Source organism: Mucilaginibacter terrae (genome assembly GCF_031951985.1).
Classification (GTDB): domain Bacteria; phylum Bacteroidota; class Bacteroidia; order Sphingobacteriales; family Sphingobacteriaceae; genus Mucilaginibacter; species Mucilaginibacter terrae_A.
Genome location: NZ_JAVLVU010000001.1, coordinates 4,077,392 through 4,094,604 on the forward strand (window position 1 = coordinate 4,077,392; position 17,213 = coordinate 4,094,604).

At 43.3% G+C, this 17,213-nt stretch carries 13 protein-coding genes; 11 read left to right on the top strand and 2 right to left on the bottom strand.

All coding sequences use genetic code 11. The features are described 5' to 3' along the window. Window positions 1-43 precede the first annotated feature (43 nt). Together QE417_RS17460 and QE417_RS17465 are read right to left on the bottom strand one after the other, a co-directional pair. Window positions 44-577: a GNAT family N-acetyltransferase gene (locus tag QE417_RS17460; protein ID WP_311951770.1), complete on the bottom strand. Its 534-nt coding sequence runs from the start codon at window positions 575-577 to the stop codon at window positions 44-46. 16 nt (window positions 578-593) lie between these two features. Beyond that, the gene (locus QE417_RS17465) at window positions 594-1,451 is read right to left on the bottom strand and encodes a transglutaminase-like domain-containing protein (protein ID WP_311951772.1); all 858 of its coding nucleotides are present in this window, start codon (window positions 1,449-1,451) and stop codon (window positions 594-596) included. 44 nt (window positions 1,452-1,495) lie between these two features. Here QE417_RS17465 and QE417_RS17470 point away from each other — a divergent pair, with 44 nt between their 5' ends. From QE417_RS17470 to QE417_RS17520, 11 genes are all read left to right on the top strand, one after another. Continuing rightward, window positions 1,496-2,089, top strand: coding sequence for a hypothetical protein (locus QE417_RS17470; RefSeq protein WP_311951773.1), 594 nt, complete (start codon window positions 1,496-1,498; stop codon window positions 2,087-2,089). A gap of 330 nt (window positions 2,090-2,419) precedes the next feature. Next, a complete protein-coding gene (locus QE417_RS17475) occupies window positions 2,420-3,565 on the top strand; it encodes a polymerase (RefSeq protein WP_311951775.1) in 1,146 nt (381 codons plus the stop codon). Between the two features lie 637 nt (window positions 3,566-4,202). Next, window positions 4,203-5,183 carry a deoxyhypusine synthase family protein gene (locus QE417_RS17480; RefSeq protein WP_311951777.1) on the top strand — a complete coding sequence of 327 codons (981 nt, stop codon included), beginning with the start codon at window positions 4,203-4,205 and terminating at the stop codon, window positions 5,181-5,183. A gap of 585 nt (window positions 5,184-5,768) precedes the next feature. After that, window positions 5,769-7,031 (top strand): c-type cytochrome, encoded by a 1,263-nt coding sequence (locus tag QE417_RS17485; protein WP_311951779.1) that lies wholly within the window; start codon window positions 5,769-5,771, stop codon window positions 7,029-7,031. Window positions 7,032-7,071: 40 nt separating this feature from the next. Next, window positions 7,072-10,113, top strand: a complete 3,042-nt coding sequence (locus QE417_RS17490) for a TAT-variant-translocated molybdopterin oxidoreductase (RefSeq protein WP_311951781.1) — start codon at window positions 7,072-7,074, stop codon at window positions 10,111-10,113. A gap of 27 nt (window positions 10,114-10,140) precedes the next feature. Then, a complete protein-coding gene (gene nrfD / locus QE417_RS17495; RefSeq protein ID WP_311951783.1) occupies window positions 10,141-11,613 on the top strand; it encodes an NrfD/PsrC family molybdoenzyme membrane anchor subunit in 1,473 nt (490 codons plus the stop codon). Window positions 11,614-11,615: 2 nt separating this feature from the next. After that, window positions 11,616-12,155 (top strand): DUF3341 domain-containing protein, encoded by a 540-nt coding sequence (locus QE417_RS17500; protein ID WP_311951785.1) that lies wholly within the window; start codon window positions 11,616-11,618, stop codon window positions 12,153-12,155. Then, a complete protein-coding gene (locus QE417_RS17505; protein WP_311951787.1) occupies window positions 12,136-12,723 on the top strand; it encodes a c-type cytochrome in 588 nt (195 codons plus the stop codon). Before QE417_RS17500 ends, QE417_RS17505 begins: the two co-directional genes overlap by 20 nt. A 13-nt stretch (window positions 12,724-12,736) precedes the next feature. Further along, on the top strand, window positions 12,737-14,008 hold the full coding sequence (locus tag QE417_RS17510; protein WP_311951788.1) for a quinol:cytochrome C oxidoreductase: 1,272 nt from the start codon (window positions 12,737-12,739) through the stop codon (window positions 14,006-14,008). Window positions 14,009-14,057: 49 nt separating this feature from the next. Further along, a complete protein-coding gene (locus QE417_RS17515) occupies window positions 14,058-15,269 on the top strand; it encodes a cytochrome c oxidase subunit II (protein ID WP_311951790.1) in 1,212 nt (403 codons plus the stop codon). Between the two features lie 18 nt (window positions 15,270-15,287). Beyond that, window positions 15,288-17,171: a cytochrome c oxidase subunit I gene (locus QE417_RS17520; protein WP_311951792.1), complete on the top strand. Its 1,884-nt coding sequence runs from the start codon at window positions 15,288-15,290 to the stop codon at window positions 17,169-17,171. Window positions 17,172-17,213: the final 42 nt, after the last annotated feature.

Below are 17,213 nucleotides of genomic sequence, written 5' to 3' on the forward strand. Positions count from 1 at the left end.
GCATGCCCAAGGTAGACATTTCTTTCAGGAATTTAATCTGGGTTTACTTCTTTTGCCAATCGGCTTTATCAATACCATACACAAAATTCAACTTTGGTGCTTCGCCGTAATAAGTTACCTCCTGCTCGCCGGTTTTATTAGCGCCCAACCGGCCAATGGCAATTTGCGAACGGATATTATTTGCCCCAATATGAAAGTAAACGCTCTCCACAAACTGAAAAGCATAATCCAACATCAGGGCTTTAACCACCGGGTTTATACCTTTGCCCCATGATGCTGTGCCGTAAAAGGTGTAACCAATAAACAGGTTTGAATCTTCGGCATTGTAATCATAAAAGCGCGTGCTGCCAATGGTTGCCCCTGTTGTTTTATCAATAACCTTAAACGCACCACCACTTTGTATAGCCCCATCAAAAAAGTTCCGGAAAACGTCTTCCTTCCAGCGATCCTTGTTAGGATGCTGTGCCCATACCTCCGGATCGGATGCCACGGCATATAGCGCGTCAAAGTCTGCTTCGTGTAACGGAATGAGAGCGATGGTTTCGTTTTCGAGTACGGGTTGCAGTTTAATGCTCATTTGGGCTAAGCTTTATTTATTGCAATACCGCCAATAGCTCATTCAGCTCCTGTACTTTCTCCATCGACCCTAATTGTTCATAGGAACTGATGAGGTTGCGCAATATGCGGCGCACAATATCGGTATTGGTGCAGGGTTCATAAAACTGCTTGTCGGTATTGAGGTTAAGCTGTTTTAAAAACATATCTACATCGCGCCTGCCAAATATGTGGCCTTTATTAAAGGCATTGATGTAAAATAGCACCCCGCTCTCAAATTCCGATTTGGCAGCCTCATCCATGTAAGCCAGTATAAAATGCTGCGGCAGGTTTACCCCATATACAGGAATATCCAGCTTTTGCGCAATTACCGAATAAATAATAGCCAGCGATATCTGATTGCCTTTTTTGCTTTCCAAAACCTGGCTCAGGTAACTGTTTTGCGGGTCTTGATGATTGCTGGTATTACCACTAAAACCATGCAGGTTGTACAGCACATGGTTTATGAGTTTTATCTGATCGGCAGGGCTGCCCTCAAACATCATTTGCATCCATATATCGCGTTTTATTTCCTCGATCTGGTTGATGATCTTTTGCTCGTCGAGGTCGGGGTACTGGTATTTATTGATGATGAGTGCACCGCGTAACAGGTCGAATGCGCCGCTTTGATGCCAAAGTTCCAGTTCGTTTTTAGTGATGCTGAATTGTATTTCGTGCACCAGGTTGGCTATGCGGTCTTGTTGTATGGGATCAAAAGCCTGCTCCCAGGCGTTTTCCAGGTAGCCAATTGCCTCGGGACCATATGATATCAGTTTATCATGTACATGTTCAAAAATCTCGCGGTCGGGATCATCCAGCAAACGGATGAGAGAGTTTATTTCAGCTTCGTTAATCATGTTCACCTCTTTCAAAATGTAAAGCTTTGTCTATTTTTACAACCATGTTCAGCCTTAAGTTTGCTTTCAGCCATTTTTTGCATCAGCATAAAGCCATAAACCGGCATGGGCTGCATTCGCCCTTTGTGTACCGGTTGGTTGATGAGGTAATTTACGATTTTTCTGAAAAAAAAGTATACGCCGATATTGAAAAAAAGCTCTCCACAGGCAAAAAATTAGATGGTACCGACAAACTTCTGCACCGTTTAATAGCAGATGCCAAGGCTCAAAATGTATGGGTTTTAGGCAAGTATCAGGCTGTAAAACAGCTGGTTATTGACGGTTCAGCAACTGCCCTGAGTCTGAAAAATATCAATAAGCCAGAGGACTGGAAAGACAGTACAGCGCCTGATGTGATTTACCTGGATGCCAAGCTCAATCCGCAATCGGCTATGGATTATTTCAACAAGGTAATACCCCGTATGCAGGCCGATACATTGCTTGTGGTGGATAATATTCACCATAACCCGCTAACCAAAACCACCTGGGGTATCATGACCTCACACGTTAAAGTAACCGCATCAGTTAACCTGTTTTGGCTGGGGCTGGTTTATTGCCGGCCAGGGCAGGTGAAAGAAGATTTTTTCATCAAGTTTTAGTTGGGGAGCGAGGATGGGGGAGCGGTTTGAATGGTGTTTGAAGTTGCCCCGCTCTCCGCTCCAGCCCCCTCGCTCTTAACACCTGTTATTCTCCGATTTTTTCTTCTGAAAACCACGAAATTACACGAAAAGTTACGGTTTTTTCATGGTGTTCAATTTTAGTGTTTCATAAAGGTATTAAACGCATGCAACGCAGTTGAACACCTTGAACACCGACATAATCCTGTCGGTACTTTTTGGGGGGTGGGGGAGGAGTGATTACAAACCAGCTGCACTTTGCAAACAATAACCCTACCTTTGCGCTTTAATCAACCTGTGGCCGCTGCTTAAATGAAAAAATACTTTATACTTTTTTTACTGTGTACCCTAAGTGCGTTGCCCGCGCTTGCCCAACCTAAATTCATAAAAAATATTACCCCAAAATTTGTGCGCAAAATGCTGTTCGAAAAAGACAGCAGCCGTAGTGCCAGCTTCTTTTTGCTGCCTGTAGTTAGCTCGGCACCCGAAACCGGTTTGGAGCTGGGTGCATCAACCCTTTACTCGTTTTATACCGATACCAGCAGTATAACCCGCGTATCAAATGTGTTTGCCTATGGCACTTTTACCACCGAAGGGCAGCAGCGCGTTAGTGTAAGCACATCCTACTGGACGGCTCAAAACCGTTACCACTATAACGGGTTGGTGAGCTATGTTAATTTCCCTTTCAATTTTTACGGTATAGGTAATAATACGGTGAAGGCCGATGAGCAACGCATCAGCGAAAAACGGCTGCGTATAAATTTTAACGGCGAAAAGCGTTTTGGTAACTGGTACCTGGGCTATGTACTGGGCGGTTATAACTACACTTACCGTATTGATAATTTAGGCAAATCTTTTGAAGCACAACTTACGCCTTACGACCGCAACGGCGGCGCCGGTATTTTTGCCGGACCAAACATCACCTTTGATAACCGCAACAATAACACCTACACTACCAAGGGTATGGTGGTAAACGCTTACCTAAACGTTATGCACGGCCTTTTTGCCGATAATAACTACAAAGGAAGCCTTTTTAACATCGAGTATGCCCAGTTTTTTAAACTGCATAAGCGCTGGGTGCTGGGTATAGATATTCAGGAGCAAAGCTTACTGGGCAGCCAAACCCCATTTTACCTGCTGCCCGAAATGGGTAACGACGAAATAATGCGGGGCTATTACAACGGCCGCTACCGCGACAAAAACTTGCTGGCCGGCCAAACCGAACTGCGTTACCGCCTGAGCGACCGTTTTGGCCTGGCTGCCTTTGCCGGTACTGGCGCTGTTTTCAGGAATGATTTAAACCTTAAACAGTTTAAGCCCAACTACGGCGGCGGTTTACGTTATTTCTTTGATACCGAAAAGGGCTTAACCATGCGTGTTGATTACGGCGTAGGCCAGCAAGCGGCAGGGGAGAAGCGGCAGCAAGGGTTTTATATGAGTTTAGGGGAGGCGTTTTAGGTAGAAGACACACACCGGGCCTACCCGGGAGGGAGGGGAATATGCGTCATTGCGAGGTACGAAGCAATCTCTGCGGATGCAAAGCGTACATGCACAGTTCAGAGATTGCTTCGTACCTCGCAATGACGTGAATTGTTACTGCAGTTTGCGTTAGGGATAGTAGTGGAAACCCCGGAACGCAGCATAGCGGAGTGAGGAGTTGGAACGAATAGCCCGGGCCGGAGGCAACGCCCATATTTAAATTATTAAGTTATTGGGTTAATTAGTTATTAGTTTGCAAGTGTTCAGTAGCACAAGTCACCTATCTCACCACTCATCCGCGCTAAAACTTGCGTTAAAAACGTATTGTGATTTTCTCCTTGGGTCGAAATGACAGGATGGAGGATTATATCAAAAAGCATTCTGTCAGTTCTAAAACTTCCATCCAATTCTGGTTCAAGAAATGTTCAGAGGTTGCTTCGACGGCACTGCTTTTGCCCCTCTCTGTCTCGCAAGGACGTGTTAGGAAGTTCAGCCGATATTCTGTTAATTCTCCAATTCTGAAAATTCTGATCCAGGCACTTCCCACACAAAACTTTAATAATTCTTTAATAAACAAAATAGCTACTTTTGCGGCTATTATAAAAAACGATTGATCATGAGCACTACAAGAGGACCCATATCGCAGTTTATTGAAAAAAACTACCTGCATTTTAACGCTGCGGCTCTAATGGACGCGGCCAAAGGATATGAAACACACCTGCTGGAAGGCGGTAAAATGATGGTAACCCTGGCTGGTGCCATGAGTACTGCCGAGCTGGGTATTTCGCTGGCCGAAATGATCCGTCAGGATAAAATTGATATTATTAGCTGTACAGGCGCTAACCTCGAAGAGGATATTATGAACCTGGTGGCGCACTCGCACTACAAACGCGTGCCTAACTACCGCGATTTGAGTCCGCAGGACGAGTGGGATTTGTTAGAGAACCACTACAACCGCGTAACCGATACCTGTATACCCGAAGAAGAAGCTTTCCGTCGTTTACAAAAGCACATCCACAAAATATGGAAAGATGCTGATGATGCCGGTGAGCGTTACTTTCCGCATGAGTACATGTACAAAATATTGTTGAGCGGTGAGTTGGAGCAGTATTACGAAATTGACCCTAAAAACTCGTGGATGCTGGCCGCTGCCGAAAAGAACCTGCCTATCGTAGTACCAGGTTGGGAAGACTCGACCATGGGTAACATATTTGCCTCCTATGTAATTAAAGGCCAAATTAAAACCACTACCATGAAAAGCGGTATAGAATACATGGCATGGCTGGCCGACTGGTACCCGAAAAATTCGGGCGGTAAGGGCGTAGGTTTCTTCCAGATTGGTGGCGGTATTGCCGGTGATTTCCCAATTTGCGTGGTACCTATGCTATACCAGGATATGGAGATGGAAAATATTCCATTCTGGAGCTATTTCTGCCAGATTTCAGATTCGACCACTTCGTACGGTTCGTACTCGGGTGCAGTACCTAACGAGAAAATTACCTGGGGTAAACTTGATGTAAATACACCTAAGTTTATTGTAGAGAGTGATGCTACTATTGTGGCTCCGTTGATATTTGCCTGGTTGTTGAATCAATAACCTCTCCTAAATCCTCTCCAAAGGAGAGGACTTCATAAAGTTATTTGCAGGGCTTTCCGAAAGGGAGGCCCTGTTTTGTTTTCGATTTTTTAGTCATGCTGAACTTGTTTCAGCATCCCACAGGACAAGTATATAGCTTGACAGGCATTAACGGAGAGCTTAGCATATGAGGTGCTGAAACAAGTTCAGCATAACGTGTAGGTGATAGATACATACAACCTGCCTTTCCCATAATTTAAAAGCAACTTGCCACCACTCTAACTCATGATGTACATCAAATTTTAAAGTGACTATCAACAGTAGAATTTACCTCTGCTTCAAAACAATAAAATACTTTTTTGAAATTGCAACAGTCTTGTTGCAAGATAATTATATTAATAATAAAGAAAATGTGCCATTTAAATGCAAATTAGGCATTTTTGCGAATTGTTTAGACTGATTATAAATTAGAAACAACTGTCACTAATTTGTCAGCCATAGTTTATAAAATTTTACTTTTGTGGACTGAAATTTTAAGGATAGTTACGCCCTTTCAGTAAAACGTTTATCATAAACACAAAACTTATCTTAGTATAAATACGCTTTATGAGGAATATCTCATTACTTTTTAAACAGTTTTCAAGGACAGTTTTACTTATTGCAGGATTAACTGCATTAAGTTTTGCTGCCCAGGCTCAGGGTGATAAAGCCAAGGGCGAAGCCTTGTTTAAGGCAAAATGTTCTGCATGTCACAAACTGGACATCCGTGTGACCGGTCCGGCTCTTGGTGCTTTAATGACTTCGGAGACTGATGACAAGTGGTTAACCAAATGGATTCAGAACAACCAGGCCCTTATTGCTGCCAAAGATCCTAAAGCGCTAAAAATTTACAACGAGTACAACCAGGCGGGTATGACCGTGTTCACCGAGTTGAGCGATGGTGATGTGGCCAACATCATTACTTACGTTCGTGAAGAATGGAAAGTGATGCAAGAGCAACCGAAAGGTGGTGGCGGAGATTCAGTTGCAGCCGATAGCGGTCCAAGCAGCACCATGGTGTTTGCCTTAATCGGTATCATCATCGTAGCGTTCATCGTAATATTGGTTTTAAACCGCGCCATTGGTACTTTAGAGCGTTTACTGGTTAATCGTAAAGATTTAGTAGTGCCTGCCGAAATTACCGAAGGTGTTGAGGTTGATCGTTTTGCTACTTTCAAAAGGTTAATTAAAAATAAAAAACTGGTATTCTTTGTGGTATTAGCAGGTACGGTTGCCTTTGGCAGCTTTAGCTGGGTAACCATGTGGAATACTGGTGTACAGCAAGGTTATCAGCCGGTACAGCCAATTGCTTATTCGCACGAGTTGCACGCCGGTGTAATGAAAATTAACTGTCAGTACTGTCACGGTGGTGCTTATAAGAGCAAGAATGCATCTATACCATCACTTAACGTATGTATGAACTGTCACAAAGTGGTTAAAACCGAGTCGAAAGAAATACAGAAAATTTACACTGCTTTAGGTTACGACCCGGCTACGCAGAAATACGATACCACCAAGGCTCGTCCTATTCAGTGGGTACGTATTCACAACCTGCCTGATTTAGCTTACTTTAACCACTCGCAACACGTTAAGGTTGCCGGTTTAGAGTGTCAAAACTGTCACGGTCCTATCCAAACCATGAAAGAGGTTTACCAATACTCTCCTCTAACCATGAAATGGTGTGTGCAGTGTCACAAACGTACCAACATCAATGGTTTAGGCAATGCCTACTATGATAAGATGGTGGATGTGCACGAGAAGCTGAAGAAAGGTGAGAAAGTAACCGCCGCTATGATGGGTGGTTTAGAGTGCGGCAAGTGCCACTATTAATAATTAAGAAACTTAGCAATTTACAGTTTATATAGCTTAAATGGAAAGCAATAAGAAATACTGGAAAGGTTTAGAGGAGCTGAACAACACACCAGAGTTTGTTGAAACAAGCAAGCACGAATTTGCTGAGCCTATTCCTTTAGAGGAAGTGCTGGGCGGTACCGGGCTTATGGGCAAAACACCTCGCCGTAACTTCCTTAAAACAGTTGGTTTTGGTATTGGTGCCGTGTCGTTGGCTGCTTGTCAAAAAGCTCCTGTTCACAAATCTATCCCTTACTTAATTAAGCCCGAAGAGGTAACTCCGGGTGTAGCTAACTTCTACGTATCAAGCTACGAAGGTCAGGCCATATTGGTTAAAACCCGCGAAGGTCGTCCTATTAAAGTAGAAGGTAACCCGGCCGATGTATTTGGCCAGGGTGGTGTTAGCGCACAAACGCAGGCTTCGGTATTAAGTTTATATGATACCAACCGCTTAAAAGGCCCTATGCAAGACGGTGGCGACACTGCCTGGAGCGCTTTAGATAGCTTTGTTAAAAACGAATTAGTTTCGATCAAAGCAAGCGGTAAACAAATACGTTTGGTTACTTCAACCATTAACAGCCCGTCTACCTTAGGCGTAATTGCTGCTTTTGCTGCCCAGTATCCAACTGCTAAACACATTACTTATGATGCCGTATCATATACCGGTATCATTCAGGCTAACCAAAACAGCTTTGGTAAAGCCGTTTTACCTCACTACAACTTTGATAAGGCCGACCTTATTGTAAGCTTCGGTGCCGATTTCCTGGGTTCATGGATCTCACATTCTGAGTTTACCCGTCAGTACGTATCAAAACGTAACGAGGCAGCCGTAAAAAGCGGTAAAATGTCGCGCCACATTCAGTTTGAAAGCGGCATGAGCTTAACCGGTAGTAATGCCGACGTGCGTATACCCATCAAGGTTTCGCAAGAAGGTTTAGCTATTGTTAACCTGTACAACGCTATTACCGGCACTACTTTACCTGGTTCTAAAAAATTAGGCAATAACATTGCCGATAACGCCATCATTCTTGCTGCTAAAGAACTGGTTGCTGCCAAAGGTCGTGCCCTGGTCGTATCAGGTAGTAATGATGTTGCTGTTCAGGTTTTGGTAAATGCTATCAACTCTATCTTAGGCAGCTACGGTACTACTATCGATCTGGATAATCCATCATACCAATATAAAGGTAACGATGCCGACATGGTAGCTTTAATTGAGGAAATGAAACGCGGCGATGTAGGCGCGGTAATGTTCCTTGATGCCAACCCGGTTTATAACTTCTACCAAGGTGCTGCATTTGCAGATGCTTTGAAAAAAGTTCGCTTAAAAGTATCATTTGCACCTTATGCTGATGAAACTGCTGCGGCTTGTAACATTGTAGCTCCAAACCACCACTACTTAGAATCATGGGGTGATGAAAACGCTGTTGAAGGTTACTATACCTTAGTACAGCCAACTATTAACCCGGTTTATGATACCCGTAAGGCTGAGCAAAGCTTACTGGTATGGAGCGATAATGCTGTTAAAGATTACTACACCTTTGTACGCAATACCTGGAATACCAGCATTTTAGCCAAAGGTGGTTTAACCGGCCAAAACGGTTGGGAAACTGTACTGCAAAGCGGTATTGTTAAAGTTGCAGCAAAACCTGCTACCCCGGTTACCTTTAACCGTGATTTAAATGCAGTTGCTCAAACCATTATTAGCAGCGGCGCTAAATTAGCAGCAGCAGGCGAAGGTAAATTAGAATTACAGGTTTACGAAAATACTACTGTTGGCGATGGTAAACACGCTAACAACCCATGGTTACAGGAATTGCCTGAGCCGGTATCAAAAGTTACCTGGGATAACTTTGCTGCCATTGCTCCAAAAACTGCCGAAGAGCATAAACTGGAGCAAGGCGATCTGATTAAAATTACTGCCAATGGTTACAGTATCGAATTACCGGTATTGATACAACCGGGCCAGGCACAGGGCACCTTATCAGTAGCCTTAGGTTACGGCCGTACCAAAGCTGGTAAAGTAGGCGATGGTGTTGGTAAAAATGCTTATCCGTTCATGGCACTAAGCAACGGTACCTTCCAGGGTAATGCAGTTGCCGAAATTGAGGCTTTGGGTGGTGACAAATTTGTTTTTGCTCAAACTCAAACTCACGGTTCATACGAAGGCCGCGACATTATTCGTGAAACTACTTTACAGGAGTACCTGAAAAAGGCCGAAGAGAAAGAACAAGAAGAGAAAAAAGAAACCTACGATTTGTGGGAAGCTCATGACCGTCCGCGTTATGACTGGGTTATGGCTATCGACCTTAACGCTTGTACCGGTTGTGGTGCCTGTGTGGTAGCTTGTAACGCTGAGAACAATATCCCGGTTGTAGGTCGTGACGAGGTTCGTCGCAGCCGCGAAATGCACTGGATACGTATCGACCGCTACTATAGCTACGACGAGAAAGGCAAAACCGTTACCGAGGAAAAAGAGATCAATAAACTGGAAGACTTAGACCACGTATCGGTTACTTACCAGCCAATGCTTTGCCAACACTGTGACCACGCACCTTGCGAAACAGTATGCCCGGTATTAGCAACTACTCACTCGAGCGAAGGTTTAAACCAGATGACGTACAACCGTTGCGTGGGTACCCGTTACTGCGCTAACAACTGTCCGTACAAAGTACGTCGTTTCAACTGGTTTAACTACTGGAACGATTCGCGCTTTGAGAACTACCTGCAAAATGATTACACCGAGCTGGTGTTAAACCCTGATGTTACTACCCGTTTCCGTGGTGTAATGGAAAAATGCTCGATGTGTGCTCAACGTATACAGGCCGGTAAATTAAATGCCAAGTTGCAAAAACGTCCGTTAGAAGACGGTGATATTAAAATGGCTTGTCAGCAAACCTGCTCGGCCAACGCTATCATTTTCGGTAACCGTAAAGATCCTAACTCAGAAGTATCGAAAGCGCTTGCAAGCGACCGTACTTACTATGTATTGGAAGAATTGAACGTGCAACCAGGCATCGGTTACCAAACCAAAGTAAGAAACAGACTGACAACAGAGGCTTAAACTTAAAATACGAGATATTAATACACTATGGCATCTCACAGTGAATCAATAATCAGGGAACCGTTAATTACGGGCAAGAATATTACCTATGCCCAAATTACTAACGAGGTTTTAGCCCCTGTAGAAAATAAACCCAACATGGCCTGGTGGATAGGCTTTGTACTCTCGGTAATGGGAGCGAGTGTTTGGCTCTTCTCTATCAGCTGGACCTTTTGGTACGGTATAGGCGAGTGGGGTTTGAACAAAACAGTAGGCTGGGCTTGGGATATCACCGGTTTCGTGTGGTGGGTAGGTATTGGTCACGCCGGAACACTTATTTCGGCAGTACTCCTAATCTTCCGTCAAAACTGGCGTAACTCCATCAACCGCTCTGCCGAGGCGATGACCATCTTCGCGGTAATTTGTGCGGCCACCTACATCTTCGGTCACATGGGCCGTGTATGGTTAGCCTACTGGACTTTACCTCTTCCTAACCAATTCGGTTCGTTATGGGTAAACTGGAACTCGGCGCTAATGATGGACGTGTTCGCGATCTCAACTTACTTTTCAGTATCGTTAGTATTCTGGTACACCGGTTTATTACCTGATATTGCATCAATCCGCGACCGTGCAACAGGCTTACGCCGCCGTATTTATTCAATCATGTCTTTCGGTTGGACCGGTTCGGTAAAAACCTGGCAGCGTTTCGAAACGGTATCATTAATTCTTGCAGGTATATCAACTCCTCTGGTACTTTCGGTACACACCATCGTATCATTTGACTTTGCAACCTCGCTTGAACCAGGATGGCATACTACCATCTTCCCTCCGTATTTCGTTGCAGGTGCGATCTTCTCAGGTTTTGCCATGGTACAAACCCTGTTGCTAATTGCACGTAAAGTATTAGGTTTAGAGAACTACATCACCATGTTCCATATCGAATCGATGAACAAGATCATCGTGTTAACAGGTTCGGTTGTGGGTGTGGCTTATATTACTGAGTTCTTCATCGCATGGTACTCTGGTGTTGAATACGAGCAATATGCATTCATCAACCGTGCAACCGGTCCGTATTGGTGGGCATACTGGAGCATGATGACCTGTAACGTAATTACGCCTCAGCTATTCTGGTTCAAAAAAATCCGTATCAACATTCCGTTATCATGGGTTCTGTCGATCATTGTAAACATTGGTATGTGGTTCGAGCGTTTCGTAATTATTGTTACCTCGTTACACCGCGATTACCTGCCATCAAGCTGGGTTATGTTTTACCCAACCTGGACAGATGTGGGCATCTTCGTTGGTTCGATAGGCTTCTTCTTTGTGATGTTCCTGTTATTCTTACGTGTACTTCCATCAGTAGCTATGGCCGAGGTGAAATTACTGTTGAAAACATCAAGTGAGCAAGCTAAGAAGAAACTGATTGACGAAGGTCATCTTGACCCAACTCATGTTGACGATTACGTAACATCATTAGAAAAATACGACAGTGTTGATTTAACTCAATACCATAAAGCATAATCATGAGCAGCACTAAATTTATATTAGGTTGTTTTGAGGATCCGGACCAAATGATGGATGGGATCACCAAACTTCAAAAAAATAGTATTCCGATTTATGACGTTTATACCCCAATGCCTATTCACGGTATTGAGGCTAAACTGGGCGTTAAAGAATCACGTTTGGGTTACGCAGCATTTTGCTGTGGCTGTATAGGTGCTACTGTTATATTCAGTATTGTATACTACACCCTGGTACACGATTGGCCGATGAATATTGGTGGTAAGCCAAATTTTTCTATTCCAAACTTTGTACCGTTTACCTTTGAGTGGACTATCCTTTTCACCGCTTTCGGTATGGTGGCCACCTTCTTTGCAGCTACACACCTGTTCCCGGGCCGCGCTCCACGTGTAATGGACCTGCGTGCTACCGACGACCGCTTTGTAATTGCAGTTGATGCCAAAGGTAATGTACCACATGATGATATAACCCGCCTGCTTGAAGAAGCCGGAGCTGTTGAAGTAAAGCACAATAAGAGAAAGTATGTTAGCTATGATGAATAAGATCAAGATATTCGGCGCAACCATGATCGCTATTGCTGCTATTGCGGTAACGTCATCATGTCACGATAAAAGAAGCACGGGTTATGAGTATGCTCCAAACATGTATGAGCATATTGCTTATGATCCTGACCAAAAGAACCCTAATTTTAAAGACGGTAAAACAGCACAGGTTCCGCCTGCAGGCACTACGCCAATTGGCTTTACCCGTTTTGATTATCCTAATACTAAAGCCGGTTACGACCAGGCCAGTTTAGAGGTTAAAAATATGATAGCTGCTACCCAAGCCAATTATGCTGAAGGTAAGGTATTATATGAACACTTCTGTTCGCCTTGCCATGGTTTACAAGGCCAGGGTGACGGTACTGTGGTAGCCCACGGCTATCCTGCTCCGCCATCATACTCAAAAGGACAATCATCACGCGGTGGTGCCATGAAAGACCTTACCGATGGTAAAATTTATCACACAATTACTTACGGCGTAAATGCCATGGGTTCATACGCTTCACAGTTAGCTCCCGAAGAGCGCTGGAAAGTAATCATGTATGTTCACAAATTGCAAACCTTATAATTATTAAAGCTGAATGGGCACTCATCATCCACATAGTTTTGACGAACGTTTTGAATTTGCCGGCAAAGCAAAAACATTTAGCCTGGTGGCTATTGTAATTGGTGTGCTGGGCATTGTGTACGGCTTTGCGATCGATCATCATGAGCATCACGCGGTTCGTACATTTTCAAACCTGCTGCTTATGAGCTACTATTTTGTAGGCGTTTGCGTTGCAGGTGTATTTTTCCTGGCTTACCAGTATATGGCACAAGCAGGCTGGTCGGTAGGCTTATTGCGCATACCACAGGCTTTTGCCCGCATATTAGGTATAGCTGTATTAGTTTTATTAATTGTAGTAGGAGCAGGTTTATTTTTAACCCACCCCGAAATGCATGAAGGCCATCAGGTTGATGCTCCTTACTTATATGCACACTGGGCCACTAAGGGTTTAGCTATTGAAGGCAGCCCTATTTATGATGCCGTAATAGCAGGTAAATCAGCATTCCTTAACAAGCCTTTCTTTTACGGAAGTTTAGTGGTAATGCTTGGTTTGTACTCATTGTTTGGCAAATTACTGGTAGATTATTCTAACAGTGAAGATAGCTTAGGCGGTATGCTTAACTATAACAAGAGCTTTAAAATCTCGGCTATATTCCTTGTTATATTTGGCTTCACTTTCCCAATCTACTCATTTGGTACCATCATGTCTTTAGAGGCACACTGGTTTTCAACAATGTTTGGTTGGTATAACTTAGCTGCGGTACACGTTAGCGGTTTAGCTGTAATTGCCTTAACACTTGCCATCCTTAAAGAGAACGGATATTTTTCATGGGTTAATGAAAACCACATGCACGATTTAGGTAAACTGATCTTCGGTTTCTCTATCTTCTGGACTTACGTTTGGTTTGCACAATTCTTCCTTACCTGGTATGCTAACATGCCCGAGGAGAGTGTTTACTTCTACCGTCGTTGGGAGCCTGAGTACAAATGGTGGTTCTGGTTAAATATTGTATTAAACTTCTGTGCACCATTATTCCTGCTGATGAAGAACGACAACAAACGTTCATTTACACGCATGAAAATTGTAACTATCATTATTATCATCGGTCACTGGTTAGATTACTACCTGATGATTATGCCGGGTACAATGGAGAACCATAGAGAGTTTGGTATCACTGAACTATTTACTTTCATAGGTTTTGCAGGTTTATTTAGCTTCCTGATGCTTAATGCATTAAGCAAGTTCGAATCATTAGTGCCTAAGAAACACCCTTTACTGGACGAGAGCCTGCACCACCACATTTAATAATTGCTAACTTTGTAATACATTTTAGAATATCAAACCACTGATACAAATGGCATTCAAGCATCTGATAAATTATAAAAAGTTCTTATCGCTGTCGGCGATGATGCTTTTGCTGGGTACCAACCTGGTAATGGCACAAGCTGCCAGTTCAAACTCTACTGCTACCGAAACCGGTAATACATCTGCACAAACAGCCGGTGTATGGACAACCGCAGGTTACTACACTCTATTGTTTTTAATTGTGTGTATTGCCGTAGCTGTTATCGGTAAAATATTTAAGGTGTATGACCTTACCCTGCAAATGCAAGGTAAAAAGGGCGTAAACTGGAATAACGTAATGGCAGTTGGTTTCCTTATTTTCCTTGTTGCCGGTATAGTTGGTGTTTACTATTCATTTAGTGTACAGGGTAGCATGATTATAGGTGATGCCGTTTCGGTACATGGTAAAACACTTGATAGCATGTTCTGGATAACATTTGGTATCACTTTCGTAGTGTTTTTACTTACCCAAATTTTGCTGTTTACCTTCTTGTTCAAATACAAGGGATCTGATAAACGCAAGGCTTACTACTATCCGCATAACAACACTATTGAGAAAATATGGACTGTTGCACCGGCTATCGTATTAACTGTTCTGGTAGTGTTCGGCTTCCTAACCTGGAGAAAGATCACCAACACGGTTGACGCTAAAGGCGAAGTTGCTTCATTAGATATTGATGTTACCGGTCACCAGTTTGCCTGGGAACTACGTTATCCTGGTAAAGATGGTAAATTGGGTAAAAAGAATTACAAGCTGATTAATGGTACCAATAAACTTGGTGTTAGTTATGATGATAAAAACAGCTTTGATGATTTACAGGCAGATACACTGGTAATACCGGTTAACAAATCGGTTCGTCTAAACATTATTGCCCAGGATGTGATCCATAGCGTTTACATGCCAAACTTCCGTGTACAAATTAACGCTGTACCGGGTTTACCAACCTACTTTAAATTTACGCCAACTGCTACTACTGCCGAAATGCGCAACAAGTTGGATCAGCCAGACTTTAATTATCACCTGTATTGCAACAAAATTTGCGGAGGAAGCCATTACAACATGCAAAAAGTAGTATTGGTGGTTACACAAGCCGAGTATCAAAACTGGCTTGCACAGCAAAAACCTTATTTAACCGACCAGTTAAAAAAGGAGCTTAAGCTGGCAGATAACCCGCTTTACAAGCAAACAGTATTACAAAACAGATTAGCGTCAATTAATTAATCAAGATATATAGCGATTATGTCAACATTATCAGTTCACGATCACGGCGTTGCACATCATGATCACGATCACGAACATCATCATAACGAAACATTCTGGACGAAGTACATCTTCAGCCAGGATCACAAAATGATAGCACGCCAGTTTTTAATAACTGGTATAATCATGGCCGTAATTGCCATGATACTTTCTATCCTGTTCCGTATACAACTGGCTTACCCCGAGAAAGCATTTCCTTTACTGGAAGTATTACTGGGTCGTTTTGCACCAGGTGGTCGTTTAGATACTAACTTTTACCTGTCGTTAGTTACCATACATGGTACCATCATGGTATTCTTTGTGTTAACAGCAGGTTTGAGCGGTACATTCAGTAACTTATTAATTCCTTACCAATTAGGTGCGCGTGATATGGCTTCGCCATTCATGAACATGCTTTCGTACTGGTTATTCTTTATTGCCAGCGTTATCATGATGGCTTCTTTCTTTGTTGAAAAAGGCCCTGCCGGTCCGGGTTGGACTATATACCCACCACTATCTGCTTTGCCAAAAGCAATGCCGGGTTCGGGTATGGGTATGACGTTATGGTTAGTAAGTATGACCTTATTTGTTGCATCGCAATTAATGGGTGGTATTAACTACGTAAGTACCATCTTAAATATGCGTACCAAAGGTATGGATCTGTGGAAAATGCCTTTAACCATCTGGGCATTCTTCTTAACTGCTATCTTGGGTGTATTAGCATTCCCTGTACTGGTTGCAGGTGTGGTATTATTAATATTCGACCGTAGCTTTGGTACAAGTTTCTACTTGTCAGATATAGTTATTCAAGGTCAGGTAATGCCTTTTGAAGGTGGTAGCCCGATACTGTTCCAGCACTTATTCTGGTTCCTGGGTCACCCTGAGGTATACATCGTTATTATGCCTGCACTGGGTATATCATCTGAGGTTATTGCTACTAACTCACGTAAACCAATTTTTGGTTACCATGCCATGGTTTACTCACTAATAGGTATTACAGTATTGTCGTTCATTGTATGGGGTCACCACATGTTTGTTACGGGTATGAACCCGTTCCTGGGCGGTGTGTTCATGATCACTACCTTGATTATTGCGGTACCTTCGGCTGTAAAAACATTCAACTATTTAGCTACGCTTTGGCGTGGTAATATACAGTTCACTCCGGCTATGTTGTTCGCTATCGGTTTGGTATCATTCTTTATCTCTGGTGGTATTACCGGTATCTTCTTAGGTAACGCTGCGCTTGATATTAACCTGCACGATACTTACTTCGTAGTAGCTCACTTCCACTTAGTAATGGGTTCGGCAGCTATATTTGGTATGTTGGCCGGTGTATACCACTGGTTCCCTAAAATGTTCGGCCGTATGATGGACGAAAAATTAGGTTACCTGCACTTTTGGTTAACTTTCATCGGTGCTTACCTGGTATTCTTCCCAATGCACTTTATGGGCTTGGACGGTGTACCACGTCGTTACTATTCATTCACCGAAATTGAGTCGTTAAAACAATGGGTATCGGTTAACACCTTTATTACCTGGGCTGCTATATTCTCTGCATTGGCACAAGTAGCATTCCTGTTTAACTTCTTCTATTCAATATTCTTTGGTAGAAAAGCGCCTCAAAACCCATGGAACTCTACTACCTTGGAGTGGACTACACCGGTTGAGCACATCCACGGTAACTGGCCTGGCGAAATTCCAACCGTATACCGTTGGCCATATGATTACAGCAAGCCTGGCCATGACGAGGACTTTATACCTCAAACAACACCGTTCTCTCAAACATTGAGTTCGAACTTGCCGCACGATTTTGAAGACCATGCGTCGCACGATAATGGCGAATGGGTAAACACCCAAAAGTCAAACGAGGAAGAAGTTAAATAATTCCTTCCTGAAAACATGATTTAGGGTATCTGTACCGGGAAG